Genomic DNA, 22,569 nt, shown 5'->3' on the forward strand with positions numbered 1-22,569 from the left:
GGGACGGATCGGAGTCGGACAAGGTCGGAGTCTGGAGGAGTCTGGATCGGAGTCGGACAAGTCCGGTGCGAACGGGACCGGGCCGGGCGCCGGAGCGCCCTCAGCGGCGGGTGAGCCTGAGCCGGATGCCCTGCGGATCGAGCGTCGCCGGCAGCGGTCCCACCGGGTCCAGCACCGGCCGGGTGCCTGTGACCCGATGGCCGCGCAGCACCTCGGCGCAGAGCGCGGCGGTGGCCATCAGGCCCAGCTGGTCGCCCGGGCAGCGGCCTCCGCCGTGGCTGAAGGGCGCCATCCGGATGTCCTGGTCCGCGCCCGGGTTCTTCCACCGGCCGGGCACGAACACGTGCGCGGCCGGTACCCGTTCGGGGTCGCGCTGATGGAACGCGGCGGGCACCAGCACCGAGGTGCCGGCCGGGTAGCGCACGCCCCGCCATTCGGTCTCGGCGCGGGTGACGCGGATCAGGTCGGGCACCACCGGGTACAGCCGCAGGGACTCCCGCACGCAGGCCCGCAGCCGGGGCAGTTCGCCCCGGTCCGCACCGGCGGCGGCTTCGGCGGCCGCCTCGGCCGTGGCCAGGTCCTGCTCCGCGGGGTGCGCTCCGAGCAGGAGCAGGGTGCGCAGCAGGGTGTCCGGGACGGCGTCCATGGCCAGCAGCCAGTGCTGGGCCTGGCCGACGGGGTCGAGGGTGCCGCTCGGATCGGCGTGGCGGGCGGCCCGCCCGACGAGGGTGTCGCCGTCGGCCCGGGCGGCGTAGTCCTCGATGCGGGCGCGGGCCTTGTCGTGCACGGAGCGCACGGAGCGCACAGAGCGCACCCGGCCGCCGCGCGAACTCCTGCTCTCCGCGCGCAGCTGGGTGAGCCATCCGCTCAGCTCCTCGTCCGCGGCTGCCGCGTCGCCGAGCACGATCCGCCGGGCGGCGCGGTGCACGGCGTACCGGGCGCGGGCGAGGTCGAGGGTGACGGCGGTGGTGGAGGCGGCGGCGAAGGTGCCGGTCGCGGGGGCGGAGGCGGTCAGGTGCCGGGCCTCCTCCGCGAGGGCCGCGAGGAAGGGCCCGCAGGAGGGGTGCACCGGCCGGCCCGTGGCCAGCACCTCGGCACTGACCTCGCGTCGCTCCGCACGGAGTTCGCCGCGGGAGCAGCCGGAGTCGGCGGGCTCCGCGGGGTTCGGGCCCCGGCACTTGTCCGGCGGGGCGGCCGCGAGGACGCTGACGGGTTCGGCGTAGAAGCGGCGCAGGTCCTGCGGGTCGAGGAGGACGAGGACGGTCCGCCCGGAGCGGGTGCGGACCAGGGCGGGCGCGTCCCCGTGGCGTGCGCGCAGGGCACGCAGCGCGGCGGCGGAGGTGCGCACCTCGCCGGGGCGGGGCCGGGTCAGTCCGCGCAGCAGGACGCCGAAGCCGGCGAGGGCCGCCCGGGCGGTGCTTTCCGCGGCCGGGGCCGGGGCGGGGGCCGCGTACCGCAGCGATTCCTTTACGGGTGTCCGCCGGCCGGGGGCTCCCGCGCCCAGCCCCGGCACGGCCGGCCCGCGGTCCGCGAGCGGTGCCTCACCGCGGGGTGACCGACCGGCTCGCTCGGGGCGGCGGCGGGCGGCGAGGGCCCGTACCCGGGCTCGGAGCCCATCGAGGGCGGCCCCTTGGACCGTACGCATCCGTGCACCTCCGCGGCGGGAGCGACAACGCTCGGCGACAACGGCATCACCGTACGTCCCACCTGCGCACTCCGCGCTCCGAGGACCACGTCAGGGGTCCAGCCCGACCAGCAGCGCCGCGATGTCCAGCCCGGCGGCGAGGTAGGAGGTGAAGGCCTCGTTGTGCAGGGCCCATGGCGAGCGGCCGCGGCGCACACGGGCGATGGCCTCGGCGGGTGTCAGCCCCCGGTCGACGAGACACTGGGCGACGACGAGGCCGGACCTGTTGTAGCCCGAGTGGCAGCGGACCAGTGTGGTGAGGCCCGAGTCGAGGGCCAGTCCCGCGGTGCGGGCGAGACGCTGGACGGTGTGGAGCTGGTCGGGGGTGAGCGCGGCGTCCGGCATCTTTGCCACGACGTGCTCGGCCCGTGGTCCCGGGCCGTGGCCGGTCCGGGTGAAGAGGCTGATGACGAGGTCGAACTCGTCCTCCACGACGACGGGCCACAACTCACCGGCCGGGTCGGTCCAGTAGTGGCCGCCCATCCACAGGCCCGGTGCGATCTCGTCCCACGGGGAAGACGGCCCGGGTACGTCCCGGTCGCGCCGTCGGGTCTTCTTCATACGGCCGCGGCCTCCTGGGGACGGCCTTCAGGATCTCACACAACTCCCTTTCATTCAGCGGTAGTTGGCGCGAAGGCCGCTTCACGGAAGGCGGTGCGCGACATGCCTCGCCCGGCGGTCGGCAGGAGGACGGCCCAGCGGCGGTGGCGGGGGGAGACCCAGAGGGCCGCGCCACCGTCCTGCGGGGCGCGGTGGGTCCAGACCCCGTGCGGGGCGGGGTCCCAGAGCAGGCCGCGGGCGGGGGTGAGTTCACCGGTGCGGATCCGGAGCGACTCGCTGGTCCAGGCGCGGCTGATGCCCGCCGGGTCCGATGGGTCCACCGGATCCACCGGATCCACCGGATCCACCGGATCCAGGAGGCGGCACAGGAAGCGGACGAGGTCGGCGAAGGGCGCGCGGAGGGTGCCGTCGGCGAAGCGGGTGCCGGTCATGCCCAGGGGGTGCCAGACCCGGGTGGCCGCGAGGTCGGCGAGCGGGCTGCCGGAGAGCTGCTCGGCGAGGCGGGTGAGGTGGGTGAGGGTGGCGGTGCCGCCCGGGTGCGTGAGGAGGTGGTGGGCGGTGGTCCCGGCGGGGACGCCCTCGGCGGCCGTGTCCCCGTAGGCGGCGAGCGGCGTGTGCAGCCGCAGCGCCCCCTCGTCGACGAGGCTGCCGATGACCGGCCAGAGCGCGAGGACGCCGCTGAGGGCGTCCACGTCGAAGGCGGCGTCGGCGGGGTGCCCGCCGTCCGAACCCGCCTGCGGCCCCTCGGGTCCGCCGACAGCCCACACCGCCCCGGGGTCGGCGGATTCCACGAGGGCCCGGACGGCGGTGGCCTGGTCGCACAGGGAGGTCATGGTCCCCCAGGTTAACGAGCCCGGCGGCGGCCTCCCGGCAGGCCGCCGCGGAGTCCGCGCTCCGGCCACCCGAATGCGCCCGTGCCCCCTACCTCCTGCCCCCGTCCCCCGCAGCAGGAAGGGGCGGGGCGCCCGTAGGCACCCCGCCCCCGTGTTCTACCGGCCGGGCTGGCTCTTGTCCGGGCGGTCGGTCACCCGCAGGGTGTTCAGCAGGGGCTTGCCGAATCCGCTGTGCGTGACGAAGCGGACGTTGAGGACCCCGTCCGTGACCGTGACCGTGTACGTGCGGGTCAGGGCCTTGTACGTGCCCGCCTCCAGGGAGATGTCCAGGGAGGGCAGGACCTGCGTGCCCTCGGCCAGGACGTCGAAGACGCGCTTGTTGGGCTTGGTGGAGGAGAGTTCCGCGAAGCCGAGCTCCACCGTGTAGGAACCGTTCGGCACGTTGTCGAAGCGGTACTCGTACATGCCCTCACGGGCGTTGCGGAACAGCCGCTGCTCGTCCGTGCCGGCGATGGTGCGGCCGGTGGCCTCCACGGTGCTGTTGCCCTGGTAGCCGTAGGAGCCGGGCGTGTACTTGCGGTCCGGGGACCAGGCGTCACCCAGGCCGTCCGTGGTGGTGTAGCCGGATCCCGCGTCCAGGCCGACCTGGTAGCGCGGGACGACGACCTTGACCGGGACGGAGAGCACCGGGGTCCGGCCGCTCGCCGAGGTGATCTTCAGGTCGGTGGTCAGGACCGCGCCCGGGGTCAGTCCGGTCGTGTCGACCGAAAGGGTGAGCGGGGTCTTCGCGCCGGTCGCGAGGGTGCCGGTCGCCGGTGTCGCGGTCAGCCAGGTCGCGTCCTCGGACACCGTGAACTCCGTGCCGAGGCCCGGGTTGGTCAGGTCCAGGGTCCGGGTCCGCTGCTGGTTCGCCGGGAGGACGACCTCCAGGGACGGCTTGGACGCCGTCACCTTTCCGGTGCGCAGGGACTGTGTGACCGCCGTGACGTCGGCGGCCTTGACGTTCACCGTCGCCGTGGCGGACTCGTACTGGGGTGCCGCCAGTGAGACGGGGAGCGAGCCCGACGGGCTCTGGACGACGTATCCGCCGTCCGCGGCCGTGGTGGCGGACACCGCCGTGTCGCCCGTGCCGACGGTCACCGTGGCGCCCGCGACGCCGTTGCCGTCGTTGGCGTCGAGCACCCGGCCGGCCACCACACCGCTCTTGGTGGTGCGGAAGGCGATGGAGAGGCCGTCCGTGATGACCGCGGTGTTGAAGGAGTACTTGAAGGCGTCGGTGCCTGCCGCGTTCTCGACACCGACGGTGGCCGTGGAGCCGCCCTTGATGCCGGTGCCGCCGGTCCCCTTGTAGGAGTAGGAGACGGTGCCGTCCTCGCCGATCGTGGCCGAGAAGGAGAACTTGTCGGCCTGCGCCGACCAGTGGGACACCTGGCGCCACTCGATCACGTAGCTGCGGTGCGGAGCGGTGCCCGTGACTCCGGTGAAGACGCCGGAGCCGCTGCCCGCGGCGCCGACGACGAGGTCGTCCCAGAACGGGTACAGGGCCGCGTTGGGCGTGGCCGTGCTCGGGAGGTCCCCGTTGATGTCGCCGGTGTTGTTGCCGCCGAAGCTGACGGTGCCGTTGGTGCCGATCCAGGCCTGGCCGTACGTCTTGCCGTACAGGGGCAGCGGGAAGGGCAGGTCGACGCGCTCGGTGGTGTTGTCACCGGTGAGCGCGAGCTGGCGGTTGCCCTCGGCGTACGGGCGGTCGCCCGCGGCGGCGCAGGCGTAGCCGTAGCCGTCGGTGCGTTCGGGCAGGTTCACCGCGACGGTGGCGTCGCCGGCGACGGTGACCTTCGCCGTGCCGCCGGTGACGCAGCGGGAGGCGTGGGTGGCGTTCACGTCGTACGTGCCGTGCGGCAGGGTGACCTCGAAGCGGCCCTGGGCGTCGGCGGTCGCGGTCACCGGGGTGTCGGCAATGGTGACGGAGGCGCCCGCGGCGGGGCCGGCGGCTGAGGAGACGGTGCCGGTGAGCTTGCCGGAGGCGGCCTGGGTGAGCGTGAAGTCGCCGGTGGCGGTGCCGTTCTCGGTCACCGTGGCCGTCGCGGTCTGCTGTCCGTAGCCGAACTTGGCGGCGGTCAGGGTGTAGTCGCCGACCGAGAGGGAGGCGAAGCGGTAGCTGCCGTCGGCCGCGGTGGTGGCCGTACGGTCGATCGGGCCGTCGGCGGTGATCTTCACGCCCGCGACGGGCTGGTCGCCGGAGCGTACGGTGCCGCCGAGGGCGCCGATGGCGCCGCGCGGGGCGGCGGTCACGGCGGCGAGGACGTCGAGGCGGCCTTCTCCGAAGACGTTGTTGTCGGCGGCGTTGCCGCCGCACTGGCTGCTGTCGGTGTCCAGGGCGGTGCCGTCCAGGAGCGACTCGGTCTGCGCGATGTCGCCTTCCAGGGCGGGTGCGGCCGACCAGAGCAGGGCGACGGCGGCCGCGGTGTGCGGTGAGGCCATCGAGGTGCCGGAGAAGGCCTCGTATCCGCCGCCGGGGACGGAGGAGCGGACGTTCACGCCGGGGGCGGCGATGTTCGGCTTGACGATGCCGCCGGGGCCGGCGCCGCGCGAGGAGAAGGACGCGATCGCGTTGTTGATGTCGAAGGCGCCGGAGCTGTAGGAGCTGGCGTAGTCGCCGGGCGAGCCGGCGGTGTTGCAGCTCGGGCCGGCGTTGCCGTTGGAGAAGGCCGGGAAGATGCCGGCGGCCCGCCAGGTGTCGACGACCTGCTGGTACCAGGTGTCGCCGCCGCTCCCGCCCCAGGAGTTGTTGACGATGTGCGGGGCGAGGTCGGGCCGCGGGTTCTGGCCGCTCGGATCGGTCGGGGCGACGATCCACTGACCCGAGGCGAGGAGGGAGGCCTCGGAGCAGGAGTTCGACTCGCAGCCCTTGGCCGCGATCCACTTGGCGCCGGGGGCCACGCCGATCTTGTTGGCGCCGCCGTCGTCGCCGACCATCGTGCCCATGGTGTGGGTGCCGTGGTCGTTGTTGTCGCACGGTGCCGCGGTGGTGCACACGCCGGCCGGGTCGAACCAGTTGTAGGCGTGGTCGTACGTGCCGTCCGCCTTCTTGCCGCGGTACTGGTTGTTCACGGCCGGGTGGGTGTAGTCCACGCCGCTGTCGATGTTCGCGACGACGATGCCCTCGCCGCGCACCCCGACCTGGTCCCAGACCTGCGGGGCCTTGATCCGGTCGATGTTCCACTCGATCGCGTCGGCGACGGCCTTCTCCCGCTTGCCCTCGGTGGGCTTGGGGAGGGCGACCTTGTCGTCGGCGTCGATCCGGGCGACCTCGGGGCGCTGGGCGAGGGTCCCGGCGAGCTTCTGGCTGCCGACGACGCGCACGGCGTTCACGATCCAGTACGAGGTGTACTCGGCGCCGGCGCCCTGCAGGGCCTTGACGACCTCGGCCTGGCTGCGCGCGGCGTGGTCCTTCTTGATCCGCAGAACCGTTTCGGCCTTGGCGGCGCGGGTCTGCTGCTTCCCCGCGGCGGTGAGGTCGGCGGCGCTGTCGAGGTAGACCCAGAAGGCCGCCTTGGCGGACTCGTCGAGCTGGGCACGGAGCCCCGGTTCGATCTTGCGCTCGGCCGCGGTCGGGGCGGCGGGGCCGGGGTCCGGCGCGGCCGCGGCGACGCCCGCGCCGATCGGCAGGAGCAGGACCGAGGTGAGGGCGGCGAGCGCCGTGCGTAAGGACCGTGCGGGCCTTGCCGACCTTGTGGGCCGTAAGGCTCGTGGGGACCGGTTGTCGCGTTGAGCCACGTGTTGTCTCCTCGTACGCCGTGTGCGGGTTGTGCGGGAAGGGTGCGCGTGACGTGCGCGGGTCATGGTGAAGGAGACGTCATGCTCATTACAAGGGGGGCTTTTCGGCCGTCCTGCGGCCCGCCCCGGTGGCCCGTACCGGCCGCGCGGGCCAGCCTGAAGACATGACTGCACCCGCCGAGCCGTCCGGAGCCGGTGTCCCGATCGCGTCCGCGCGTGGCCGGTGGATCCTGCTGACCACCGTGCTCGGGTCGACCATGGCCATGCTGGACGGGACCGTGGTGAACGTGGCGCTGCCGCGCATCGGGGAGGATCTCGACGCCGATCTGGCGGTGCTCCAGTGGACGGTGAACGCCTACCTGCTGACCCTGGCCGGGCTGATCCTGGTCGGCGGGTCGCTGAGCGACCGCTTCGGGCGGCGCCGGATCTTCGTGCTCGGCGTGGTGTGGTTCGCGGTCGGCTCGCTGCTGTGCGGCATCGCGCCGAACGCCGGGGTGCTGATCGCCGCCCGGGCCCTGCAGGGCATCGGCGGGGCGCTGCTGGCGCCCGGCTCCCTGGCCCTGATCCAGGCGTCCATCCGCGCCGAGGACCGGGGCCGGGCGATCGGCCTGTGGTCGGGACTCGGCGGGGTGGGCGCGGCCGTGGGACCGTTCCTCGGCGGCTGGCTGGTGGACGGGCCGGGCTGGCGGTGGGTGTTCCTGCTGAACGTTCCGCTGGCCGCGGTGTGCGTGCCGGTCGCGCTGCGGCACGTACCGGAGTCGCGGGACCCGCAGGCGCACGGGCGGTTCGACGTGGCCGGGGCGGCACTCGGTGCGAGCGCCCTGGGGCTGGTCACCTACGCGCTGATCGAGGCCCGGTCGGGAGCGGCGGCAGTGATCGTCGCGGCGGTGCTCGGAGTCCTGCTGGGCATCGCCTTCGTCTACGTGGAGCGGCGGCGGCCCGATCCGATGGTGCCGCCGGACATCTTCGCGTCCCGGCTGTTCACCGCCGTCAACCTCGTCACCCTGTGCGTGTACGCGGCCATCGGCGGGTTCTTCTTCCTCGTCGTGCTCCAGCTCCAGGTGGTCTCCGGCTACTCGGCGCTGGCCGCCGGGGCCGCGATGCTGCCGACGACCCTTCTCATGCTCCTCCTGTCGGCGCGCTCGGGTGAGCTCGGGGAGCGGATCGGGCCGCGCATCCCGCTCACGGTGGGGCCGCTGCTCTGTGCGGGCGGGACGCTGCTGATGCTGCGGGTGGGGCCCGAGGCCTCCTACGTACGGGACGTGCTGCCCGCGATGGTCGTCATGGGCATGGGCCTCGTGGCCCTGGTGGCCCCGCTGACCTCGACCGTGCTCGCGTCGGTGGATCCCGGCCGGGCGGGCCTGGCCAGCGGCATCAACAACGCGGCGGCACGCGTCGCCGGGCTGCTCGCGGTGGCGGCGCTGCCGCTGCTGTCCGGAATGGGGCCGGAGTCGTACCGCTCGGCGACCCAGTTCGACGCCGCTTTCGGGCGGGCCATGCTCTGGTGCACCGGGGCGTTCGTGGCCGGTGCCGCCCTGGCCTGGGCGACCGTACGCTCCCCCGCGCCCGCCGAGGCATGCCACCCGCAGTGCCACACGTACTGCGCGGTGACGGCCCCGCCGCTCGAACCCCGTGAGGAGTCCGGCTGATCCCGTGTGCTGGAGCGGGACGGCCGATCTGGTGGCGGGCGCGGCCATCTCCGCCGCCGGGATCGTGTGCCTGGCGCGGGTACGGCGGGCCCGCGACCTGCCGGTCGCCGCGCTGCCGTTGCTGCTGGGCACGCACCAGCTGATGGAGGCCGCCGTCTGGGGCACCGGCGGCGGCTGCTCCCCGGCCTCCACGGCCTGGGCGGTGATCGCCCTGCCGCTGCTGGCGCTCTGGGTGCCGGCCGGGGTCCTGCTGGCGGCCGCGCCCGAGGTCCGGCGCCGCCTGTGGGGGCCCATGGCCGCGGGTCTGGCCGCCGCCGCGGTGCTCTCGTACTGCCTCGCGACCCGGCCGGTGACCGCCGAGATCCGGGGCCACACCATCGGCTACGGCGTGAATGTTCCGTGGATGCCGCTGGTGCTGACGGGCTACCTGTTCGCCACTCTGGGCTCCCTGCTGCTCGGGGGCGACCGGCGGCTCGGGACCCTCGGCGTGGTGCTGGCGGTGGGGGCGCTGGCCTGCTCAGCGCTGTGGCGGCTGGAATTCGCCTCCACCTGGTGCGCCTTCGCGGCGGTCGCGTCGCTGCTGGTCTGGGGCTGGGTCCGGCGCCCGTACCCGCTCCCCCTGTCACGTGATCGACCGAAAGTTACCTAGACGTATGTAGTGACTTCACACGCGGGCGGCAGTAGAACTCGTTCCCATTCTGCCGCCGAGTGAGGAACGTCACATGAGCGATAAACCGCTGTCCAGAAAGAGCTCGAACGGGATCTCCCGTCGTGGATTTCTCGGTAGAACAGGTTCTGTTATCGGGGCCATGGCCCTGGCGGGCCACATCACCCCGGCCCAGGCGGCCGCCCCACCCGGCCCGATCTCCGACGGTGCCCGCGTGCCGGCCCTGGTCATCGGCACCGGCTACGGCGGATCGGTGGCGGCCCTGCGGCTGGCGCAGGCCGGCGTGGACGTGCAGATGATCGAGATGGGCATGTCCTGGGACACGCCCGGCTCGGACGGCAAGATCTTCCCCAAGGTGACCAGCCCGGACTACCGGTCCTTCTGGCTGCGCACCCGGACCAAGGCGCCGCTGAGCAACTTCCTCGGCTTCCCGATCGACAAGGACGTCCCGAAGTACACCGGGATCCTGGACGCCGAGGACTTCGCCGGCATCACGGTCTACCAGGGCCGCGGGGTCGGCGGCGGTTCGCTGGTCAACGGCGGCATGGCGGTCACGCCCAAGCGCGCGAACTTCGCCGCCGTCCTCCCCTCGGTGGACGCCGACGAGATGTACTCCACCTACTACCCGAGGGCCAACGCCGGTCTCGGGGTCGGCATGATCGACCCGGCCTGGTTCGACACCGCCGACTGCTACCAGTTCTCGCGCGTCGGCCGCAAGCACGCCCAGCGCTCCGGCTTCGCCTGGACCTTCGTACCCGACGTGTACGACTGGGACTACATGAAGCGGGAGGCCGCCGGCACCGCCACCAAGTCGGCCCTGGCCGGCGAGATCCTCTACGGCAACAACGCCGGCAAGAAGTCGCTCGTCCAGACCTATCTCGCGCAGGCGAAGGCCACCGGCCGGGTCGCCATCTCCGCACTCCACAAGGTGACCTCGGTCTCCCCGGCGGCGGGAGGCGGCTACACGGTCACCATCGACCAGATCAACACCACCGGTGACACCGTGGCCACCAAGTCGGTGACCGCGGACCGGGTCTTCTTCGCGGCCGGCAGCGTCGGCACCAGCAAGCTCCTGGTCAAGCTGAAGGCCACCGGAGCGCTGCCGAACCTCAACGGCGAGGTCGGCAAGGGCTGGGGCGAGAACGGCAACGTCATGTGCGGCCGCGCCAACCACCTGTGGGACCCGACCGGCAAGCTCCAGTCGACCATCCCCTGTTCGGGCATCGACAACTGGGACGCGGGCGGCGCGTTCGCCGAGGTCGCACCGCTCCCCACCGGGATCGAGACGTACGCCTCGTTCTACCTGTCGATCACCAAGAACCCGAACCGCGCCGAGTTCACCTGGAACGCGGCGACGGGCACGGCCGAGCTGAGCTGGCAGACCGCCTGGAAGCAGCCGTCCATCTCCATGGCCAAGACGATCTTCGACAAGATCAACTCGAAGGAGGGCACGATCTACCGGACCGACCTGTTCGGTGGCAACAAGATCTGGAACGACACCCTCACCTACCACCCGCTCGGCGGCGCGGTCCTGAACAAGGCGACCGACAACTACGGGCGCCTGCACGGCTACACCGGCCTGTACGTGATCGACGGCGCGCTCATCCCCGGCAACGCGAGCGTGAATCCCTTCGTCACCATCACGGCACTCGCCGAACGCAACATAGAGAAGATCATCGCCACCGACCTTCCGTAGAGCCGCGTCCTCCCCCCAGCGGCCGGGGCCGTTCGGATCTCCCGAACGGCCCCTTTTGCCTGTGTGCCGCGCCCGTCGCCGCTCAGTGCCCGGGCAGCACGCAGACACTGTCCAGGCCGAGCACGTGGTTGAGCCGGCCGAAGGCGAGCCAGGACCCGATGCTCATCGTCAGCTCCACGATCTCCAGCTGGCTGTAGTGCGCGGTCATCCGGTCCCAGAACTCCTCGTCGAGCCCGTGGTGGTCGAGGGTGTACCGCTCGGCGTACTCCGCCGCCAGCCGGGTGCGCTCGTCGAACGCGTCCGTCGTACGCCACTCGGTGACCGCGTCGGAGAACTCCTCCTCGACCTTCTCCCCCTCCCGCTCGGTGCGCCAGTCCAGGCAGAAGACGCACCCGTTGATCTGCGCGACGCGCAGCCGGGCCGCCTCGAACTCGCGCAGGCCCAGGGTGGTGTGGGCGTACACCGACAGGGAGAAGTTCGCGGCGGCCATGCCGATGCCGGGGACCAGGTCGCCCCAGACGTACTCGATGGGGTGCTGGCCTTCGGGGATGTCGATCCTCATGACTGTTTCCTTCCGAGTCTGCCGATGGCGGGGCGCAGCGGGATGTCGAGGGCGTCGTAGAGTCCGGGTTCCGCCTCGACGAGCCAGTCGATGGCGCCTACGAGGCGGCCGACGGCGGTGGCGTTGCCGCCCGCCGAGCGGTTCTCGCCCTCGTCCGTGGCCTCGATGGTGACCTCGATGCGCGGCCGGCCCTCGATGACGACCCGGTGGGCACCGTCGCCGCCGTCGGGCGGCACGGGCCAGTCCGGTGCGCACGAGGCGTGGATGCGGGTGACGTGCTCGATGACGATGCGGGGCTCGCCCTCGACGATGCCCTGTACCTCGAAGCGGATCGCCCCCTGGGTGCCGGCCTCGAACGCTCCCATGGTCCTGGTGGTCACCGTGGTGTCGAGTGCGCGGCGGTCCGACGTCTCGCGGATCTCGTCGAGTTCGACCCCGAGCGCCCGGGCCATCATCCGTATCTGCCCGCCCCACACCATGGTGGGGATCGAGGGCATGAGCATCATCGGCTCGAAGTCCATGGGCTGCCCCATGCCGACGAGGTGGCGGACGGAGTCCGGCTGGTCGTAGGTGGAGTAGTCGAAGATCTCCTGGCAGCGGATGACGTCGATGGTGGTGCCGAGTCCGCTGAGCAGGAGCGGGAGTACGTCATTGCCCCACCCGGGGTCGACGCCGGAGGCGAAGAGCGAGCCGCCGCCCTCCGCGACGGCGGCGAGCACCGGGTCGCGGAACTCGGGCGGGGCGTTGCGATGGTCGTAGAGCGGGTACAGGGCCGGGCTGACGACGACCGCGCCGGACCGGACGGCGCGGGTGATGTCGGCGAGTGCCTCGTCGGGCCGGATGTCTCCGGACGCGGCGTACACCACGGCCCGGGGGCGGGCGGCGAGTACGGCTTCGGTGTCGTCGGTGGCCTCGACCCCCAACAGGCGGTCGAGCCCGCCGAGTTCTCCCGCGTCGCGGCCGGCCTTGGCTGGATTGTGGACGATGACTGCGCAGAGTTGGAGCGCGGGATGGGCCTCGACGGCACGGATCGCCAGACGGCCCACGTTGCCGGTACCCCAGACAACCGTGGAAATCATGCGCGGAGGGTAGCCACAGGTCCTTGACGTTGCCAGAGTCGCGCGGCCTGAACTCGCCCGTCTTCTCCCGCTACTGGTTCTGGCCTCCCAGGACGAAGAGGAGGTAGACGAAGAAGGCGAAGAGGTGACCGACGAACAAGTAGGCGATCAGCCGGATGATCAGGCCGCGCGGGAACTTGGATTCGAAGCGGGCCCGTATGGTCGTGGGCGCGGTCTCGGTGGCGGTCGCGGGCGCGGGCGCGTGCTGCTCGGCTTGGGACATGGGTACGGCTCCTCCGCTATCGGTGGTGCGTGGTCGTGGGCATGGGCATGGGCATGGGCGTGGGCGTGGTGGGCGCGGTCGTGGTGGCGCCGCCGAGGCACAGCCCGGCGAGGCTGCTCTGCAGCAGGGTGTGGACGAAGAGCAGGCCGGCCCCGCCCGCGGAGGCCGCGCCGATCCGGTGCGGTGTGAGCGAGTCGAAGTGCGCGCTGTCCCCGGGCTCCAGCAGGTGCTCGGCCTCTCCCAGGTGCAGCCGCAGCCGCCCTTCCAGGACGTACAGCCATTCCTCGCCGGGGTGTACGCGGACCAGCTCGCCCTGGCTGCGGCCCCGGGGGCCCCTCCCGGCGGTAGCCGGGGGAGGCACGTGGACGCGCAGTGCCTGCATGCCCCGGCCGGAGCCGCCGGCCTGCCAGTACGTCCAGCCGTCGGCCTCGCGGGCACCCGGACCGCCGGCCCGTACGATGGGATCCGCGACGGCGGGGGTCTCGCCGAGCAGCTCGGAGACGGTCGTACCGTAGGTGCGGGCGAGTCCGAGCAGGAGCGGCAGCGAGGGCTGGCGCCGGCCGGTCTCCAGGCGGGACAGGTGGGCGGGCGAGAGCCGGGCCCGTGCGGCGGCGGCCTCCAGGGTGAGTCCGGCGCGGCGGCGCAGGTCCCGCAGCTGCGGGGCGACGGCGGTCAGCTCGTCCGCCGGTTCGCCGGGACCGGCCGCGCCTTCGGGGCCGGTGTCGGATCCGGGTGTCATACCCCGATTGAGCCAGACTCTTGCCTGACTGGCAAACCATCTTGCCTCTGAGGCAAATCGTCGCCGGCGGGCGCCCCCGCCTCACCTGTTCGAGGGCCCGTTGCCGGGCGAATGCGTCACCGCGGTTGCGCGGGGTTCCGCGCCGCAGAGGCTGGGAGCCACGGCACCGGATGACCTACGGCGAGGGACGATGATCGTATCGATGATGTCCATGCCGGAGGGTGCCCTGACCCGCGGCCCCGTGTCGCAGGCACGCGAGCGTCTCGCCACGTCCCGCTTCCTGTTCGTGGACGTGGAACTGCCCGAGGACAGCGCGCCCGGCGAACCGTCGCTCACCCACCTGCTCGGCCTGGAGGCCGAGGACGTGGCATGGCTCGGACGCAGGGAGGAATCGGCCCGGGCGGAGATCTTCGGGGACAGCGGCGCGTTCGTCGTGCCCGCGGTCGACGCGGACCGGGTCATCCACGTCCACGCCCTGGTGACCGAGCGGTACCTCCTCACGGTCCACCGGGGGCCGGCCCCGCTGATCGGGGACGTGACCGCCCGGTTCCCGCGCGAGAGCCCGCCGGACTCCGTGGCCATGCTGTTCCTGCTGCTGGACGAGGCGATGGAGACCTATCGCCGGGCCGCGGTCCAGGCCCTGCTGGAGGTGGAGGACCTGGAGGACGCCATGTTCCGCCGGCGCGAGCCCGAGCAGCTCTACCGCCTGGCACGGCTGCGGCGCACCGCGGCCCTGCTGCACCACACCCTCCTCCCCTACCACCGGGTGGCGGAGGAGACCGTCACGCGCCGGGTGATGAACCGCGGCTTCCAGGAGGAGCGCCGGCAGCTCGTCCGCGAGTACCGGCGCACCGCGAATCTGGTGCTCACGGACATCGAGTCCCTTCAGGAGACCGCCCGGCGGGCCTTCGGCAGCTACTCCTCCCTGGTGTCGGGCGATCGGAACGGCGTGATCAACCGGCTGGCGGTGGTGTCGACGATCTTCCTGCCGCTGACCTTCCTGACGGGGTTCTTCGGCATGAACTTCGCCTACCTGACCGACGAGCTGGAGAGCCGGGCCGTCTTCTGGCTGCTCGCCGTGGGCCTGCAGGTGCTCTTCCTGCTCGCGGCCCTCTACGTGCTCCACCGCACCCGCCTCTGGCGCAGACTGCGCGAGGACGACAGCGACTTCGACGACGAGCAGGGCGGCCGGTCCACCCCCTAGCCGGCGTGTGCTGCCAGGACCGTGGCCACCGTGTCCGCCTCGGTCGCGGTCTTGTCCGGGCGGTGGCGCAGGACGCGGGCGAAGCGGAGGGTCACCCCGGCCGGGTAGCGGGAGGAGCGCTGGAGGCCGTCGTAGGCGATCTCGACGACCAGTTCCGGGCGGACCCTGACGGTGAAGCCGTCGTCCTCGACCGCCAGCCCGCGCAGCCGCTCCGTCTGCCAGCGCAGCATCTCGTCGGTGAGCCCCTTGAAGGTCTTGCCGAGCATGGCGTACGTCCCGTCGCCGGTGCGCGCCCCCAGGTGCAGGTTCGACAGCAGGCCGGTGCGCCGCCCGTGGCCCCATTCGGCGGCGAGGACGACCAGGTCGAGGGTGTGCACCGGTTTGACCTTGAGCCAGTGTCTGCCGCGCCGGCCCGCCGCGTAGGTCGAGTCCAGCGCCTTGACGACGACCCCCTCGTGGCCGCGGCGCAGCGTCTCGGCCCAGAACTCCTCGGCCTCGGCGCCCTGCTCCCCCGGCTCCTCGACGGCGAGGCGGCGGACCCGGGCGTCCGCGGGGACGAGCGCGGTGAGGGCCGCGTAGCGCTCGCGCACCGGCAGGTCGAGGAGGACGTCCTCGCCCACGGCCAGGACGTCGAAGAAGTAGGGGGCGACCGGGAGCGTCCGCCGGGCGGCCTCGACGTCGACCCGGGAGCCGACCCGGCTCGCGATCTCCTGGAAGGGGACGGGGCGGCCGTCCGCCGCCCGTCCGATGACCTCCCCGTCGAGGATGAAGCGCTCCACGGGCAGCGACCGGGCCAGCTCCGCCACCTCCGGCAGCCGCCCGGTGATCTCGTCCAGCGAGCGCGTGTAGATCCGTACGTCGTCGCCCTCGCGGTGGACCTGGACCCGGATCCCGTCCAGCTTCTCCTCCACCGCGCACGGCCCGAGCACCGTCAGCGCCTCGGCGACCGACTTGGCCGTGCCCGCCAGCATCGGCTGGACGGGCTGCCCCACGCGCAGCGTGACCGTGCGCAGGGCCTGCGCACCCTCGGCCAGTACGGCCGCCGCCACCCGGGGCAGCGAACCGTCCAGCATCACCGCCCGGCGCAGTGCGGCGGCCGGCACCTGGGCGGCCGCGGCCACGCCCTCCAGGGCCACCGCGTCGAGCGCGCCCTGGCGCACCTCGCCGGACAGCAGGGCGCGCAGGAACACCTGCTCGGGCCCGGTGGCCCGGCCCAGCAGGCCGGCGAGGATCCGGCCGCGCCGCTCCACGGACCCGGTGCCCGCCACCGTCGCCAGTTCGCCGACCGCGGTGTCGACGTCCCGGACGGTCAAGGCGGGGTCCGTCGCCGGTTCGATCTCCTGGGCGAGCGCGCGCCACCCGATGCCCGGGCGGCCCTGCGGGAGGCGCCCGGAGAGATAGGATATGACCAGGCCGGCCTCCTCGGGGGAGGCGGCGGCGAAGAGCTCGGCGAGCAGGGCGCTCTTGCGGGACCGGGCGGAGGTGTCGGCGACCTCCCGGGACACGCGTGCGACGTCGGCCAGCAGCATGCGGCCATCCTCCCGCCCGCGGATGTGCCGCGCAGGTCGGGAACGGGCCGGTCCGGGACCGGCCGGGGCGTGTGGCGTGTACCGCAGCCGCGGTACACGCGGGGCCCGGCCTAGTCCTGGAGAAGGTGGGCGGTTCCGCCTGTGGGTGCTCGGAGCCCGGGGAACGGGCCCTTAGGGTGCCCGTATGAAGCTCCGAATGCCCCGGCGCCGCCGAGACCGTCTGCTCGCGGGCGCCGCCGCGCTCGCGGTCGTGGCGGGGGCCGGTACGTGGACGGCCGCGTCCGCGACCGGTGACGAACCCGCCGTGCACCGCCAGGACCAGGTCGTGAACATGCCCGGCGCCGGGATCGACACCTCCTACTTCACCGCGGGCGGCGGTGCGGAAAAGCGTCCCGCCGTCCTCCTCGGGCACGGTTTCGGCGGCAGCAAGGACGATGTCCGCGAGCAGGCCGAGCGCCTCGCCCGGGACGGGTACGCCGTCCTCACCTGGTCGGCGCGCGGCTTCGGCCGCTCCGAGGGCCGGATCGGCCTGAACGACCCCGAGTACGAGGTCAAGGACGTCTCCCGGCTCATCGACTGGCTCGCGGCCCGGCCCGATGTGCGGCTCGACGCGGCCGGCGATCCGCGCGTCGGCGTCTCCGGGGCCTCCTACGGCGGCGCGATCTCGCTGCTCGCGGCCGGTCACGACCCGCGGGTCGACGCGATCGCCCCGCAGATCACCTACTGGAACCTCGCGGACGCCCTCTTCCCGAACGGCGTCTTCAAGAAGCTCTGGTCCGGCATCTTCTTCACCAGTGGCTCGACCGACGGGATGCAGCAGGCCCTGCCGGGACAGCGGCCCGGTACGGCCGCCGCGCCCGGCTGCGGACGCTTCCAGCCCGAGCTCTGCGCGATGTACGAACGCGTCGCGGTGGCGGGCAAGCCCGATCCCGAGGCCCGCACCCTGCTGGAGCAGCGCAGTCCGTCGGCCGTCGGCGGCCGGATCAAGGTGCCGACCCTGATCGTGCAGGGCCAGGACGACTCCCTCTTCCCGCTGGACCAGGCCGATGCCATGGCCAAGGCCATCGCGGCGAACGGGGCGCCCGTCTCCGTGGACTGGGCCGCCGGCGGGCACGACGGCGGAATGGGCGAGGCCGACCGGGTCGAGGCCCGGGTGGCCTCCTGGTTCGACCGCCACCTCAAGGGGGACGCGGGCGCCGACACCGGCCCGGCGTTCCGGGTCACGCGTTCCGGAGGCATCGACTCCACCGACGGCCAGGTCACCCTGCGCGGCGCGACCGGTGACCGGTACCCAGGGCTGGAATCCGGCCCGCGGGAGTTCGCCCTGGCGGGGCCGGAGCAGACCTTCGCCAATCCGGCGGGCGGCGCGCCTCCCGCCCTGTCCGCACTCCCGGGGATCGGCGGGCAGCTCGCCGCCTTCGGGGCCGGGCTCTCTCTGGACTTCCCCGGGCAGAACGCCCGCTTCGAGTCGGCGCCGCTGGCCGGGGACATGACGATCACCGGCACCCCGACTCTCACCCTAAAGGTGAGGTCGACAGCCGTGGACGGCTCGGCCGTCCTGTTCGGCAAGGTGTACGACGTGGGACCCGACGGCCGTCAGCAGGTGCTGCCGAGCCAGCTGGTCGCCCCGGTGCGGGTGGAGGACGCGCAGCAGGGTGCGACCGTGCGGCTGCGGCTGCCCGCGATCGACCACTCCGTGGCGGCCGGGCACCGGCTGCGGCTGGTGATCGCCGCGACCGACCTCGGCTACGCGACCCCGGCGGCGCCGGCCACCTACACCGTCGCCGCGGAGGGCCCGCTTGCCGTGCCGGTCGCCGCGCAGGTGCGGACCGCCTCGGCCGGGCTGCCCGCCTGGACCTGGTGGCTGCCGCTGGGTGCGCTCGCGCTGGCCGCGGCGCTGCTGGGCCTGCGGCGGACCGGCCGGGGGGCCACCGGGCCGGGGTCCGGCGCGGCGCAGCCGGACGCGGCCCTGGCCGACGTACCCCTGGAGATCACCGGACTGACGAAGCGCTACGCGAAGGCACAGGACCGGTACGCGGTGAAGGACCTGTCCTTCCGCGTCGAGAAGGGGCAGGTACTGGGGCTGCTCGGGCCCAACGGGGCCGGGAAGACCACCACCCTGCGGATGCTGATGGGGCTGATCTCGCCGGACGCCGGGGAGATCCGGGTGTTCGGGCACGCGGTACGGGCCGGGGCGCCCGTGCTGTCACGGGTCGGGGCCTTCGTGGAGGGCGCCGGATTCCTCCCGCACCTGACGGGCCGGGCCAATCTGGAGCTCTACTGGCAGGCCACCGGCCGCCCGGCCGAGGACTCGCACATGGCGGAGGCCCTGGAGATCGCCGGGCTCGGCGACGCGCTGGAGCGCGCGGTGCGCACGTACTCGCAGGGCATGCGCCAGCGCCTCGCGATCGCGCAGGCGATGCTCGGAATGCCGGACCTGCTGATCCTCGACGAGCCGACGAACGGTCTGGACCCGCCGCAGATCCGGGAGATGCGGGACGTGATGATCCGCTACGCCGCGGGCGGGCGGACGGTCATCGTCTCCAGTCACCTGCTGTCGGAGGTGGAGCAGTCCTGTACGCACCTGGTGGTCATGGACCGCGGGCAGCGGGTCGCCGCGGGCGAGGTCTCCGAGATCACCGGCGGCGGGGACACGCTGCTGGTGACGCTGGCGGAGCCGGTGGACGAGGTGAGCGTCGAGAAGGTGGCGGCGCTGGAGGGAGTGGGTTCCGTGGTGGCCGCCGATGACGGGCTGCTCGTACGGCTCGAAGGCGCGACGGCCGCGGGGCTGATCGCCGAACTCGTACGGCTGGAGGTGCCGGTGAGCGGAGTGGGACCGCACCGGCGACTGGAGGACGCGTTCCTCACCCTGATCGGAGGTGCGGCGTGAGTACGGCGACGACGGTACGGGAGGTGGCTCCGGGCTACCGGGCGAGCCGTACGCTGCCGCTGCGCGTGGAGGCGCTGCGGCAGTGGCGCCGGCGGCGGACGCTGGTGATGGGCGGGGTGCTGGCCGCGCTGCCCTTCATTCTGATGATCGCGTTCGCGGTGGGCGGCGGGCCGGGCAGCCGGGGCGGCGGGAACGGCCGCGTCACGCTGATCGACACGGCCACGGCCTCGGGTGCGAACTTCGCCGCGACCTGTCTGTTCGTCTCGGCCGGCTTCCTGCTGGTGGTGCCGGTGGCGCTGTTCTGCGGGGACACCGTGGCGTCGGAGGCGAGCTGGTCCTCGCTGCGCTACCTGCTGGCCTCGCCGGTGCCTCGGGCGCGGCTGCTGTGGAGCAAGCTGGTGGTGGCGCTGGGCTTCAGCCTGGCGGCGATGGTGCTGCTGCCGGCGGTGGCGCTGGCGGCGGGCACGGCCGCGTACGGGTGGGGGCCGCTGAAGCTCCCCGCGGGCGGGGCACTGGCGGTCGGGGACACCGTGCCGCGGCTCGCGCTGGCGGTGGCCTTCGTCTTCGTGTCGCAGCTGGTGACGGCGGGTCTGGCGTTCTGGCTGTCGACGCGGACGGACGCGCCGCTGGGCGCGGTGGGCGGGGCGGTCGGGCTGACGATCGTCGGCAACGTGCTGGACGCGGTGACGGCCCTCGGATCGTGGCGGGAGTTCCTGCCGGCGCACTGGCAGTTCGCGTGGGCGGACGCCTTGCAGCCGCAGCTGGAGTGGGGCGGGATGATCAAGGGAACGGTGGTGTCGGTGTCGTACGCCTTGGTGCTGTTCGCCCTCGCCTTCCGGGGATTCTCACGCAAGGACATCGTGTCCTAGGCCCGTACGGAACACGGCTGTTCCCCGAGGCGCCTGGGGCGCGCGGGGCCGGCCGGCGGCGCCGTGTTGGCACTCGCCGCGGTGGCGGCGGTCGTCGGCTCGGGGATGGAGGCGGCGCTGCCCTGGTGGCTGGTGGCGGCCGTGGCCGTGCCGACGTCGGGGCTCGCCGCCTGGACCGGGGCACGGATCGGCCGCCGGCAGGGCGTGCGCGACGCGGTCCTGGAGCCCGGCGAGACGGTGACCGGCACCTACACCGTCCGGCCCCCGCACACCGGGCACACACCGCCCGCGGCGCATGAGGGGCCGCAGTACCAACTCCGCCTGACCACCCGCGGAATGCAGCTGTGGGAGCGTTCCGTCCTGCCGTGGCGGCACCCGTGGCCGGAGCTGCGGGTGATCGCCGACGGCCCCCGGCTGCGCATCCACCACCAGGGGCAGGAGGCCGGCACCATGCTGCTGGAGCAGCCGGGCGCCGTGCAGGAGATCCGTCTCGCGGCCAGGCGATACAGGGGCGGCTGACGCCCGGCCCGACGCAAGGCCGATCGGGCGTTGCGGCGGGGCCCCGGTGCCACTGGGAGGCGGCCGGGGGCGGCTGGGGGCGGTTGTCAGCCGAGGACGCGCACGGGCGAGCCGTCGAGGAACGCCTGGATGTTCTCGACCGCATCGCCGTAGTACGTGGCGTAGTTGGACCGTGTCACATAGCCCAGGTGCGGGGTGGCGAGCAGCCGGGGGGCGCTCCGCAGGGGGTGCCCGGCCGGCAGCGGCTCGATGTCGAAGACGTCGATGCCCGCGCCCGCGATCCGGCCCGCTTGCAGGGCTTCGAGGAGCGCCTTCTGGTCGACGATCGCGGCGCGCGAGGTATTGACGAGGTAGGCCGTCCGCCGCATCAGCGCGAGCTCGGCGGCCCCGATCAGGCCCCGGCTGCGCTCGCCGAGGGCGAGGTGGACGGAGACGAAGTCGCTGCTCGCCAGCAGCACCTCCTTGGACGGCGAGAGGGCGACCCCCGCGTCGGCGGCCCGTTCCTCCGTGAGGTTCGGGCTCCAGGCCACCACCTCCATGCCGAAGGCGAGCCCGACCCGGGCGACCCGGCTGCCGATCTTCCCGAGGCCGAGCAGCCCGAGCCGCCGCCCGTGCAGGTCCGCGCCCACGCCCTGCTGCCAGGGGCCGCCGTCGCGCAGGGCGGTGTTCTCCCGCACCAGGCCGCGGGCCAGGCCCAGCAGCAGGGCCCAGGTGAGCTCCACGGGCGCAGTGGCGGAGCTGCCGGTGCCGCACACGGTCACGCCGTTGCGTGCGGCGGCTGCGTAGTCGATCACCGAATTGCGCATGCCGGACGCGATGAGCAGGCGCAGGCGCGGCAGCCTCTCAAGGAGCGAGGCCGGGAACGGGACGCGTTCGCGCAGGGTGACCACGATGTCGAAACCGGCCAGCCGTCCGGCGAGCACGTCCTCGTCGTCCATGTGGTCGGTGAAGCTCACCGTTTCGACACGGCCGGCGAGCGGCGACCAGTCCGCCGCGGTACGTCCGACGTCCTGGAAGTCGTCGAGGAGCGCACAGCGCAGGGGCCGCCGCCCGCCGCCCGTCACGCGCCGGCGCCCGGCGCGACGGCGTCGATCGCGGCGAGCAGCTCGGCGTCCAGCGGGCGGTCGGCGACGGCCGCGTTGGCACGTACCTGCTCGGCGGAGGTGGCTCCCGCGATGACGGAGGCGCAGCCGGGCTGGGCGGAGAGCCAGCCGATGGCGAGTTCGAGGACGGTCCGGTCGTGCTTCTCGGCGAGCGCGGCCAGCGCTTCGACGACGTCGAGGCGCTCCTCGGTGAGGTACGAGTCGCGGCCTTCGAGGCGGGAGCCGGCCGGTACGGGCGCACCCCGGCGGATCTTCCCGGTCAGCAGGCCGTTGGCGAGCGGGAAGTACGGGAGGACGCCGACGCCGTAGTGGAGGGCGGCCGGGACCAGCTCGCGCTCGACCGACCGCTCCAGCAGCGACCACTCGTTCTGCGCCGACACGAAGGGGACCGAGCCGGTCTCGCGGGCGACGTGGGCGGCTTCGGCGAGCTGCCAGCCGGAGAGGTTGGAGTGGCCGAGGTAACGGACCTTGCCCTCGGCGACGAGCTCGGTGAGCGCGGCCAGGGTCTCGGCGATCGGGGTGGCCGGGTCGGGGCTGTGCAGCTGGAGGAGGTCGATGTGGTCGGTGTCGAGGCGGCGCAGGGACTCCTCGACGGCACGCCGGATGTAGGCGCGGCCACCGCGCGATCCGGCGGCGGGCCCGTACTTCATGTCCACGCCGTCGTAGCCGAACTTGGTGGCGAGGACGACCTGGTCGCGACGGCCCTTGAGGGCCTGCCCGAGGTGGACCTCGGAGCCGCCGGCGCCGCCGTAGATGTCGGCGGTGTCCAGGAGGGTGATGCCCGCGTCCAGGGCGGCGTCGACGACGGCGCGGGTGGCCTGGGCGTCGAGTCGGCCGCCGAAGTTGTTGCAGCCGAGGCCGACGGCGGAGACCTGCAGTCCTGAACTGCCCAGGGGGAGATAGCGCATGCGGTTCGTTCCTCCGACTCGACAAGTACATGATCAAC

General features: G+C 73.3%; 18 protein-coding genes and 1 pseudogene. 7 read left to right on the forward strand and 12 right to left on the reverse strand.

From position 1 onward, the window contains the following. Window positions 1-100 precede the first annotated feature (100 nt). The 4 genes from ACFY0D_RS09900 to ACFY0D_RS09915 all read right to left on the reverse strand — a co-directional run bounded on the left by ACFY0D_RS09900 (window position 101) and on the right by ACFY0D_RS09915 (window position 6,855). Entirely contained in the window at window positions 101-1,645 is a 1,545-nt protein-coding gene (locus ACFY0D_RS09900) for a cytochrome P450 (protein ID WP_390797831.1), read from the reverse strand. A gap of 90 nt (window positions 1,646-1,735) precedes the next feature. Continuing rightward, window positions 1,736-2,245: a protein phosphatase gene (locus ACFY0D_RS09905; RefSeq protein WP_390797832.1), complete on the reverse strand. Its 510-nt coding sequence runs from the start codon at window positions 2,243-2,245 to the stop codon at window positions 1,736-1,738. A 50-nt stretch (window positions 2,246-2,295) separates the two neighbouring features. Continuing rightward, a complete protein-coding gene (locus tag ACFY0D_RS09910; RefSeq protein WP_390797833.1) occupies window positions 2,296-3,078 on the reverse strand; it encodes a hypothetical protein in 783 nt (260 codons plus the stop codon). A 156-nt stretch (window positions 3,079-3,234) separates the two neighbouring features. Continuing rightward, window positions 3,235-6,855 (reverse strand): S8 family serine peptidase, encoded by a 3,621-nt coding sequence (locus ACFY0D_RS09915; protein ID WP_390797834.1) that lies wholly within the window; start codon window positions 6,853-6,855, stop codon window positions 3,235-3,237. Window positions 6,856-7,019: 164 nt separating this feature from the next. Here ACFY0D_RS09915 and ACFY0D_RS09920 point away from each other — a divergent pair, with 164 nt between their 5' ends. The 3 genes from ACFY0D_RS09920 (at window position 7,020) to ACFY0D_RS09930 (ending at window position 10,867) form a co-directional block, all read left to right on the forward strand. Further along, the gene (locus tag ACFY0D_RS09920) at window positions 7,020-8,504 is read left to right on the forward strand and encodes an MFS transporter (protein WP_390797835.1); all 1,485 of its coding nucleotides are present in this window, start codon (window positions 7,020-7,022) and stop codon (window positions 8,502-8,504) included. Between the two features lie 4 nt (window positions 8,505-8,508). Next, window positions 8,509-9,153, forward strand: coding sequence for a DUF6629 family protein (locus ACFY0D_RS09925; protein ID WP_390797836.1), 645 nt, complete (start codon window positions 8,509-8,511; stop codon window positions 9,151-9,153). 73 nt (window positions 9,154-9,226) lie between these two features. After that, entirely contained in the window at window positions 9,227-10,867 is a 1,641-nt protein-coding gene (locus ACFY0D_RS09930) for a GMC oxidoreductase (protein WP_390797837.1), read from the forward strand. Window positions 10,868-10,949: 82 nt separating this feature from the next. Here ACFY0D_RS09930 and ACFY0D_RS09935 read toward each other — a convergent pair whose 3' ends face one another. The 5 genes and pseudogenes from ACFY0D_RS09935 to ACFY0D_RS09955 form a co-directional block, all read right to left on the reverse strand. After that, a complete protein-coding gene (locus tag ACFY0D_RS09935) occupies window positions 10,950-11,429 on the reverse strand; it encodes a carboxymuconolactone decarboxylase family protein (protein ID WP_351163185.1) in 480 nt (159 codons plus the stop codon). Next, window positions 11,426-12,508 carry a dihydrodipicolinate reductase gene (locus ACFY0D_RS09940; protein WP_390797838.1) on the reverse strand — a complete coding sequence of 361 codons (1,083 nt, stop codon included), beginning with the start codon at window positions 12,506-12,508 and terminating at the stop codon, window positions 11,426-11,428. The genes ACFY0D_RS09935 and ACFY0D_RS09940 overlap by 4 nt, the downstream gene beginning before the upstream one ends. After that, a pseudogene (locus ACFY0D_RS09945) lies at window positions 12,505-12,573 on the reverse strand (hypothetical protein); the annotation flags it as partial. The pseudogene ACFY0D_RS09945 and the gene ACFY0D_RS09940, both read right to left, overlap by 4 nt. A 5-nt stretch (window positions 12,574-12,578) precedes the next feature. Then, entirely contained in the window at window positions 12,579-12,770 is a 192-nt protein-coding gene (locus tag ACFY0D_RS09950) for a DUF6126 family protein (protein WP_390797839.1), read from the reverse strand. A 16-nt stretch (window positions 12,771-12,786) separates the two neighbouring features. Next, window positions 12,787-13,509: a helix-turn-helix domain-containing protein gene (locus ACFY0D_RS09955; RefSeq protein ID WP_390797840.1), complete on the reverse strand. Its 723-nt coding sequence runs from the start codon at window positions 13,507-13,509 to the stop codon at window positions 12,787-12,789. Window positions 13,510-13,711: 202 nt separating this feature from the next. Between ACFY0D_RS09955 and ACFY0D_RS09960 the strand changes: the two genes are divergently transcribed. After that, window positions 13,712-14,713, forward strand: a complete 1,002-nt coding sequence (locus ACFY0D_RS09960) for a CorA family divalent cation transporter (RefSeq protein WP_390797841.1) — start codon at window positions 13,712-13,714, stop codon at window positions 14,711-14,713. Here ACFY0D_RS09960 and ACFY0D_RS09965 read toward each other — a convergent pair. Further along, complete coding sequence (locus tag ACFY0D_RS09965; RefSeq protein WP_390797842.1) at window positions 14,710-16,242, reverse strand: ATP-dependent DNA ligase; 1,533 nt, start codon at window positions 16,240-16,242, stop codon at window positions 14,710-14,712. The two genes, ACFY0D_RS09960 and ACFY0D_RS09965, sit on opposite strands and share 4 nt — an antisense overlap. Before the next feature lie 184 nt (window positions 16,243-16,426). Here ACFY0D_RS09965 and ACFY0D_RS09970 point away from each other — a divergent pair, with 184 nt between their 5' ends. The 3 genes from ACFY0D_RS09970 (at window position 16,427) to ACFY0D_RS09980 (ending at window position 20,520) form a co-directional block, all read left to right on the forward strand. Further along, the gene (locus tag ACFY0D_RS09970; protein ID WP_390797843.1) at window positions 16,427-19,132 is read left to right on the forward strand and encodes an alpha/beta fold hydrolase; all 2,706 of its coding nucleotides are present in this window, start codon (window positions 16,427-16,429) and stop codon (window positions 19,130-19,132) included. Next, window positions 19,129-20,001 carry an ABC transporter permease gene (locus ACFY0D_RS09975; RefSeq protein WP_390797844.1) on the forward strand — a complete coding sequence of 291 codons (873 nt, stop codon included), beginning with the start codon at window positions 19,129-19,131 and terminating at the stop codon, window positions 19,999-20,001. The genes ACFY0D_RS09970 and ACFY0D_RS09975 overlap by 4 nt, the downstream gene beginning before the upstream one ends. Before the next feature lie 63 nt (window positions 20,002-20,064). Further along, window positions 20,065-20,520 carry a hypothetical protein gene (locus ACFY0D_RS09980; RefSeq protein ID WP_390797845.1) on the forward strand — a complete coding sequence of 152 codons (456 nt, stop codon included), beginning with the start codon at window positions 20,065-20,067 and terminating at the stop codon, window positions 20,518-20,520. 86 nt (window positions 20,521-20,606) lie between these two features. On the opposite strand, the gene ACFY0D_RS09985 is transcribed toward ACFY0D_RS09980, so the two are convergent. Then, a complete protein-coding gene (locus tag ACFY0D_RS09985) occupies window positions 20,607-21,584 on the reverse strand; it encodes a D-2-hydroxyacid dehydrogenase family protein (RefSeq protein WP_390797846.1) in 978 nt (325 codons plus the stop codon). Next, complete coding sequence (locus ACFY0D_RS09990) at window positions 21,581-22,531, reverse strand: aldo/keto reductase (protein WP_390797847.1); 951 nt, start codon at window positions 22,529-22,531, stop codon at window positions 21,581-21,583. The genes ACFY0D_RS09985 and ACFY0D_RS09990 overlap by 4 nt, the downstream gene beginning before the upstream one ends. Between the last annotated feature and the right edge of the window lie 38 nt (window positions 22,532-22,569).

This window comes from Streptomyces sp. NPDC001502 (assembly GCF_042894785.1).
Taxonomy (GTDB): Bacteria; Actinomycetota; Actinomycetes; order Streptomycetales; family Streptomycetaceae; genus Streptomyces; species Streptomyces kutzneri.